The organism is Muriventricola aceti, from assembly GCF_025567565.1.
Classification (GTDB): Bacteria; Bacillota; Clostridia; order Oscillospirales; family Oscillospiraceae; genus Lawsonibacter; species Lawsonibacter aceti.
Window position 1 is genome coordinate 1 of the sequence record NZ_JAOQKF010000022.1, and the last position, 7,762, is coordinate 7,762.

Annotated in this window: 9 protein-coding genes and 1 pseudogene; all 10 read left to right on the forward strand. The window is 55.1% G+C overall.

From position 1 onward, the window contains the following. Positions 1-334: 334 nt before the first annotated feature. Positions 335-757, forward strand: coding sequence for a sigma-70 RNA polymerase sigma factor region 4 domain-containing protein (locus OCV64_RS15905; RefSeq protein ID WP_002586616.1), 423 nt, complete (start codon positions 335-337; stop codon positions 755-757). Continuing rightward, positions 750-962 (forward strand): helix-turn-helix domain-containing protein, encoded by a 213-nt coding sequence (locus tag OCV64_RS15910; RefSeq protein WP_002586615.1) that lies wholly within the window; start codon positions 750-752, stop codon positions 960-962. Before OCV64_RS15905 ends, OCV64_RS15910 begins: the two co-directional genes overlap by 8 nt. 581 nt (positions 963-1,543) lie before the next feature. Then, a complete protein-coding gene (locus OCV64_RS15915) occupies positions 1,544-1,942 on the forward strand; it encodes a plasmid mobilization protein (RefSeq protein ID WP_262670535.1) in 399 nt (132 codons plus the stop codon). Beyond that, complete coding sequence (locus OCV64_RS15920) at positions 1,914-3,530, forward strand: relaxase/mobilization nuclease domain-containing protein (protein ID WP_262670536.1); 1,617 nt, start codon at positions 1,914-1,916, stop codon at positions 3,528-3,530. The genes OCV64_RS15915 and OCV64_RS15920 overlap by 29 nt, the downstream gene beginning before the upstream one ends. After that, the gene (locus tag OCV64_RS15925) at positions 3,520-3,906 is read left to right on the forward strand and encodes a cysteine-rich VLP domain-containing protein (protein WP_262670537.1); all 387 of its coding nucleotides are present in this window, start codon (positions 3,520-3,522) and stop codon (positions 3,904-3,906) included. Before OCV64_RS15920 ends, OCV64_RS15925 begins: the two co-directional genes overlap by 11 nt. Positions 3,907-4,018: 112 nt before the next feature. Beyond that, positions 4,019-4,777 carry a phage replisome organizer N-terminal domain-containing protein gene (locus OCV64_RS15930; RefSeq protein ID WP_087369061.1) on the forward strand — a complete coding sequence of 253 codons (759 nt, stop codon included), beginning with the start codon at positions 4,019-4,021 and terminating at the stop codon, positions 4,775-4,777. Then, positions 4,774-5,616 carry an ATP-binding protein gene (locus tag OCV64_RS15935; protein WP_262670538.1) on the forward strand — a complete coding sequence of 281 codons (843 nt, stop codon included), beginning with the start codon at positions 4,774-4,776 and terminating at the stop codon, positions 5,614-5,616. The genes OCV64_RS15930 and OCV64_RS15935 overlap by 4 nt, the downstream gene beginning before the upstream one ends. A gap of 14 nt (positions 5,617-5,630) precedes the next feature. Further along, on the forward strand, positions 5,631-5,819 hold the full coding sequence (locus tag OCV64_RS15940; protein ID WP_020995296.1) for a transposon-encoded TnpW family protein: 189 nt from the start codon (positions 5,631-5,633) through the stop codon (positions 5,817-5,819). A 111-nt stretch (positions 5,820-5,930) separates the two neighbouring features. Continuing rightward, positions 5,931-7,550, forward strand: a complete 1,620-nt coding sequence (locus tag OCV64_RS15945; RefSeq protein WP_262670539.1) for a recombinase family protein — start codon at positions 5,931-5,933, stop codon at positions 7,548-7,550. A gap of 86 nt (positions 7,551-7,636) precedes the next feature. Continuing rightward, positions 7,637-7,732: pseudogene (locus OCV64_RS15950) on the forward strand (Maff2 family mobile element protein); the annotation flags it as partial. Between the last annotated feature and the right edge of the window lie 30 nt (positions 7,733-7,762).

Genomic DNA, 7,762 nt, shown 5'->3' on the forward strand with positions numbered 1-7,762 from the left:
GCAGATTTATTATCATCGTTCCATACAAGATATTTTTAACCTTTGTTTTAGAGCTGGATTTGTCATTGATGGATTTTATGAAGAATGTTTTAAAACCAACAAAGAAATTCCTATGGTAATGATAGTAAGGCTTAAGAAGGTAAAACGTGATAGCTTAAAATAAATTCAAGTTTGTCGGGTAAATAGCAAACCCAGCCGAGCCAGTCAACGGTCAAGATGAACGGCGCATATGCGCAGCCGTTGACAGCCCCGCCCGCCTTTGCTGGTAGGCAATCAAGGGGCGACAGCAAGAAGTGCCACCGCCCCGCACTATTATTCAGAAAGGGGAATTTCCATGACCGACCAGATAGCCTATCAAGAATATATCCAGCGCAGGTACAACGCCTTTTGCAAGACTGTTATCCGCTGTGCCGCCTTGGACAAGATTTTGAAGCTTAAACGGCAATGGGAACGGCAAGTTTCCCTTGACTATCTGATGAACGAGAAGTTTGTCCAGTTTGCCGCGTCGGAGCCGGACGAGGAATACCCATTTACCGTCTGCGGTCAGACCGTCCTGCTCTGCAACGCCGCCCTTGCCGACGCGATCTCTGTTTTGCCGGAGCAGACGCGGGAAGAAATCCTGCGCTATTACTTTCTGCGCCAGCCGCAGCGCGTGATCGGCGCGTGTATTGGCCGGTCACGCAGCACAGCGGGGCGGCATATCCAGCTTGCCTTGCAGCGGCTACGCGAAGAAATGGGGGTGAGCCGGTATGAGTAGACTTCTCCCCTATGAAACAATCCTCAAAGCCCGTGAGGGCGACCCAGAAGCCGTGAACGCTGTCCTGCTCCACTACGCCGGATATATCCGCTATTTCTCAAAAGTGAACGGGCAGGTCAACGCCGAGGTGGAGGACTATGTAAAGCAGCGGTTAATTGACTGTCAATTCAAGTTCCGGCTTGACGAACCACCGGACAAGTCATAAAAACTGAATACCAGCCGCCACCGACGCGGCCAGCGAAAGCAGTAAGTCTTGAAAAAGATTTACTGCTTTTTTTGTTGTCCGGCTCCGCTCCCGGCCATTTTGCCCCCTGCCGGTTGTAGTAGTAAGCGAGGAGGGAATTTTTCTGCCCTGGTGTTTGGCATTTGGAGCATTTACCCGTAGTAGAGGGCAAAGAGAAAGGATTTCTCCAACACCGGGTAGAAACCACTGCGTCCGGTGTCATTTTAGCGAAAGCGGGCAGGAATGCCCTTTACAGGATTAGTAGTAGCAGAAAAAGAGAAACAAACTTTTGTGGTTGCAGTTTTCCAAAAAAGTGGCGGACGGAAGTGAGAGAAAGTTTGCAGTCACGGAGAGCAAGTTTCTACCACGGTGCCAAAATCCGCAATTCTGCGGTTTTGCCCCTCGCGGGAAACTTGTTGGGGAGTGCCTTCCCCAAACCCTGCTATGCGGCTTGCGCCGTAAAAAAGATTTCCGTCCGGCGAAAAGTTTTTCTCTCTTTCGCCCCGGAAACGGCTAACAGATAAGAGCATTTTTTGTGATAAGTGAAAGGAGGTTTACAGCCCATGCCGAAGCGATACAACACACCCCACCGCAGCCGCGTTGTAAAAACCCGGCTGTCCGAAGATGAATACGCCGACTTCACAGCGCGGCTTGCGCCCTATGGTATCAGCCAGTCGGAATTTCTCCGGCAGGCGATACGGCGCACCACAATACGCCCCGTTATCCATGTGTCGGCGGTCAATGACGAACTGCTCTCCGTTGTCGGGAAGCTGGCCGCCGAATACGGCAGGATCGGCGGCAACCTCAATCAGATTGCCCGGTATCTGAATGAGTACGGCGCACCCTACAATACGCTGTCCGGCGAGGTACGCGCCGCCATAGCCGACCTTGCCGCCCTCAAGTATGAAGTCCTCAAGAAAGTAGGTGACGCGGTTGGCAACACTCAAGCATATCAACTCTAAAAACGCCGACTACGGAGCCGCCGAACAATACCTGCTTTTTGAGCATGACGAGTTTACCATGAAGCCCGTCCTTGATGAAACCGGCAGGCTTATCCCCCGCGAGGACTACCGGCTGTCCACACTGAACTGCGGCGCGGAGGATTTTGCCGTTGCCTGTATGCGGGCAAATCTCCGCTATGGGAAGAACCAACAGCGGGAAGATGTGAAAAGTCACCACTATATCATCAGCTTTGACCCACGGGACGGCCCGGACAACGGCTTGACCGTAGACCGGGCGCAGGAATTGGGCGAGAGGTTTTGCGCCGAGCATTTCCCCGGCCACCAAGCCCTTGTATGCACCCACCCGGACGGGCATAACCACAGCGGCAACATTCATGTGCATATCGTTATCAATTCGCTGCGGATAGAGGAGGTGCCGTTCCTGCCCTACATGGACAGGCCAGCCGACACGAAAGCCGGTTGCAAGCACCGCTGTACCGACGCGGCCTTGCGCTACTTCAAGTCCGAAGTCATGGAGATGTGCCACCGGGAGGGGCTTTACCAAATCGACCTCTTGAACGGCAGCAAGAACCGCGTGACCGACCGGGAGTATTGGGCGCAGAAAAAGGGACAGGCCGCGCTGGATAAGCAGAACGCCCCCATGATTGCAGGCGGTATCACACCCCGGCAGACCAAGTTTGAAACGAACAAGGAGAAGCTGCGGCAGACCATACGCACCGCGCTGTCTGCGGCAACCTCATTCGAGGACTTTTCCTCTCTGCTGCTGCGGGAGGGCGTAACCGTCAAGGAGAGCCGGGGGCGGCTGTCCTACCTTACGCCGGACAGGACGAAACCCATTACCGCCCGGAAGCTGGGCGACGACTTTGACCGCGCCGCTGTCCTTGCCGTTTTGGAGCAGAACGCCGCCAGAGCCACAGAAAAAGCCGCGACTATATCCAGCACCCCGCCCTCTATCCAAGACCAACTGCGGGCAGACAGAGCCGCCCGAACTGCGCCGAATGTGCAACGGCTTGTGGACATTGAGCAGAAGAAAGCCGAGGGCAAAGGCCGGGGCTATGAACGCTGGGCGACCATGCACAACCTCAAACAAATGGCCGCGACGCTGAATGTGTATCAGGAATATGGCTTCACTTCCCCGGAGCAGTTAGAAGCCGCCGTTGATACCGCCTATCAGGAAATGCGCCAGACCAGCGGCGAACTGAAAGCACTGGAAACGAAGCTACAAGGGAAAAAGGAGTTGCAGCAACAGGTACTTGCTTACGCCAAGACCAAGCCTGCCCGCGACGGGCTGAAAGCACAGAAATCCGAGAAAGCCCGCGCCGCCTACCGGCAGGCGCATGAGAGCGATTTTATCATAGCCGACGCAGCCGCCCGGTATTTCCGGGAGCATGGCATTACCAAGCTGCCCGCCCGGAAAGCGTTGCAGGCCGAGATCGAGCAGCTTGTTTCCAAGAAATCCGGCCTGTATAACACCTACCACGAACAGAAACAGCGGTATGCGGAGTTGCAGACGGTCAAGCGGAATATCGACCAGATTTTGCGCCGGGAGGAACCCCGCCGCAGAAAGGAGCAGAGCCATGAGCGATAAGCTGCCCCGCATGGACTACCGCCAGCACCGGCGGGCGCGGCGGCTGGTGCATGAGTGCTGTAACTACGACGAGGGAAACTGCCTGCTGTTGGACGATGGGGAGCCTTGCATGTGCGTCCAGAGCATTTCCCTTTCCCTCATGTGCCGGTGGTTCCGTGTGGCTGTCCTGCCCCTTGACAGGGAACTGGCCGCAGCCCTCTTGTACCGGGGGAGCCGGAAACGGTGCGCCGTCTGCGGCGCGGCCTTTGTCCCCAAGTCAAACCGGGGAAAATACTGCCCCGACTGCGCCGCCAGAGTACGCCGCCGCAAAGAAGCCGAGCGACAGCGCAAACGCTACCACCTTTCTACGCATTTAGGGGCTGTCAAACCCTTGTAAATCAAGGGTTTTTTGCCCGCCCTCAACGGGGGCTTGATACATTTATCCTTTTCCCCCGGAAACGGCGTTCTAAATGCGTACAAACGCCCCAAATCCACCCAAAGGAGGAACCATGTCAGACAACCGAAAATACTACTACCTCAAGCTGAAAGAGAATTACTTTGACGAGGACGCTATCGTGCTGCTGGAAAGTATGCAGGACGGCATCCTCTATTCCAACATTCTCTTGAAACTGTACCTGAAATCGCTGAAAAACGGCGGGAAGTTGCAGCTTGATGAAAATATTCCCTACACCGCGCAGATGATTGCCACCATTACCCGCCAGCAAGTCGGCACCGTAGAGCGAGCCTTGCAGATTTTTATGAAGCTGGGGCTTGTGGAGCCGTTACAGAACGGCGCGTTGTATATGAGCAACATTGAACTGCTTATCGGCCAATCCTCTACCGAGGGGGAGCGGAAACGGCGGGCAAGGCTGGCTTTGCAGGAGCAGAAAGCCTTGCCAAAGGCCGGGGCGGACAAATGTCCACCATATCAAGCGGACATTTGTCCACCAGAGATAGAGATAGAGAAAGAGATAGAGATAGAAAAAGAGAGAGAGCGAGAGTTAGATACGGGACAGCCCACCCGCGCCGCTTATGGTCGATATGAAAATGTCTTTCTTTCGCAATCAGAACTGGACGGGCTGAAAGCAGACCTGCCCGACAAATGGAACTACTACATTGACCGGCTATCCTGCCATATCGCGTCCAGCGGCAAGCGATACAAGAGCCATGCCGCCACAATCTACAAATGGGCGCAGGAGGACGCAGCCAAGAAAGCCCCGAAAAAGGGCATACCCGACTACTCATGCAAGGAGGGCGAGAGTTTATGAAGAACGAAATCAACGCTGTTTTGGAAAATATGACGGCTGCCACCCCGGAGCCGGAGGACTACACCGGCGAGGACGGTTTACTGTACTGCGGCAAGTGCCGCAAGCCGAAAGAAGCCTATTTTGCGCCGGATAAGGCTGCTATCTTTGGGCGTGACCGCCACCCGGCAGAGTGCGACTGCCAGAGAGCCGCCCGCGAGGAACGGGAGGCCGCCGAGAAGCGGCGCAGGCACCTTGACACCGTGGAGGAATTGAAACGCCGGGGCTTTACCGACCCCACCATGCGGGACTGGACTTTTGAGAACGACAACGGCAGGAACCCGCAGGCCGGGATTGCCCGCCGGTATGTGGAGCATTGGGAGGATATGCGAACCGACAATATCGGCTGCCTGTTCTGGGGCGGCGTGGGAACCGGGAAAAGCTACCTTGCGGGCTGTATCGCAAACGCCCTTATGGAGAAAGAAATCCCCGTCCACATGACGAACTTTGCCCTTATCCTCAACGACCTTGCCGCCAGCTTTGAAGGGCGCAACGAGTACATTTCCCGCCTTTGCCGCTATCCGCTGCTTATCCTTGACGACTTCGGCATGGAGCGCGGGACGGAATACGGGCTGGAACAGGTTTTCCATGTGATAGACAGCCGTTACCGCAGCGGCAAGCCGCTGATCGTCACGACCAACCTCACGCTGGACGACCTGCGAAACCCGGAGGACACCGCCCATTCCCGGATTTATGACCGGCTGCTTTCCATGTGCGTCCCGGTACGCTTTACCGGCGAGAACTTCCGGCAGGAAACCGCACAGCGGAAAATGGAGAGCATGAAAAAACTGATTACCGACTGAAAGGAGTATTGCCTATGGCAGATAACAAGCAGCACGATACCCGCACCGCCCGCCGCCCCGACTGCGTGACGGAAATCCGCATGGGCAATTCCGTCCTTGTCGTGTCCGGCTATTTCAAGAAAGACACTACCACCACCGCCGCCGACAAAATGGCGCGGGTACTGGAAGCGGAAGCCGCTGCTACACAAAAACCGGCGATTTGACAAGCTGTAAAGAAGCAGATTTGACACTTTTGCCGCTATACAACCAGCCCTGTTCCGTGGTACAATGGAACCACGGAATAGTGGGGCTGGCTGTCGGAAACGGAGGATTTTATGTTAAGACAAGCCACCCAAAACCTCATTACCGCCCTTTATCCGAGATTGTCCCATGAGGACGAACTGCAAGGCGAGAGTAATTCCATATCGAACCAAAAACGGATACTCGAAACCTTTGCAAAACAAAATGGCTTTACCAACCTGCGCTGGTACACCGACGACGGCTATTCCGGCGCGAACTTTCAAAGGCCCGGTTTTCAAGCCATGCTTGCAGACATTGAAGCTGGGAAAGTGGGTACAGTTATCGTCAAGGACATGAGCCGGTTAGGGCGAAACTACTTGCAGGTAGGGTTTTACACGGAAATGCTGTTCCCTCAAAAGGGGGTGCGTTTTATCGCTGTCAACGACAATGTGGACAGTGCAAACGGCGGCATGGACAACGATTTTACCCCTCTGCGAAATCTGTTCAACGAATGGCTGGTGAGAGATACGAGCAAGAAAATCAAGGCAGTAAAACGAGCAAAAGGCATGAGCGGCAAGCCCGTTACCAGCAAGCCGGTCTATGGCTATCTCATGGACGAGGACGAGAACTATATCGTTGACGAGGAAACCGCGCCGGTTGTCCAGCAGATATACCAGCTTTGCCTTGCCGGGAACGGCCCGACCAAGATTGCCCGTATGCTGTCGGAGCAGCAAATCCCCACGCCGGGGACGCTGGAATACCGCAGGACGGGCAGCACCCGCCGCTACCACCCCGGCTATGAGTGCAAATGGGCGACAAATACCGTTGTCCACCTGTTGGAAAACCGGGAGTACACCGGCTGTCTGGTAAACTTCAAGACGGAGAAGCCCTCTTACAAAACCAAGCACAGCGTAGAGAACCCCATCGAGAAGCAGGCCATTTTCCCGAACCACCATGAGCCGATTATCGACACGGAAACATGGGAGCGCGTGCAGGAGTTACGCAAGCAGCGCAAACGCCCGAACCGCTATGACGAGGTGGGGCTGTTCTCCGGTATGCTGTTCTGCGCCGACTGCGGCCATGTGATGTACCAGCAGCGGTATCAGAACAAGAACCGCAAGCAGGACTGTTACATCTGCGGCAGCTACAAGAAGCGCACCCGCGACTGTACGGCGCACTTTATCCGCACCGACCTGTTGACCGCCGGTGTCCTCTCCAATCTCCGGCAAGTGACCGAATACGCCGCCAAGCATGAGAGCCGCTTTGTGAAGCTGCTTATCCAGCAGAACGAGATCGGCGGCAAGAGAAAGACCGCCGCAGCCACGAAGCAGCTTGAACAGGCGCAGGAGCGCATTTCCGAAGTGAGCCGCATTATCAAGCGGCTGTATGAGGACAATGTGAACGGCAAAATCAGCGACGAGCGTTTCATGGAACTGTCGGCAGACTATGAGCAGGAGCAGCGGGAACTGAAAGACCGCGCCGCCGCTTTGCAGGAGGAACTGGACAAGTCGCAGGCCGCCACCGTCAACGCGGAAAAGTTTATGGGGATTGTCCGAAAGCACCTTGCCTTTGAGGAATTGACCCCCACCCTCTTGCGGGAAATGATTGAGAAAATCGTCGTGCATGAGTGCAGTTATGACGAGAACGGCACCCGCAGGCAGGACATTGAGATTTATTACAGCTTTGTCGGCAAGATTGACTTGCCCGAAGCCTAACGCCCGACCTATCCGACACAATGGCCAAGTGCCGGATAGGAACGGCAAAATTTTTTACACTTCTATTACTTCTTTATCACACATAAGCAAAGAGCCAGGGCATGAAGCAGCTCATGGCGGGCGGCGGCGTCGCTTTGATCGGCGGCACCCTTGTTCCCCTGCTTTCTCAACTTTTTGGATAATGCCTAAAACAAATACCACCCGCCGCGCCC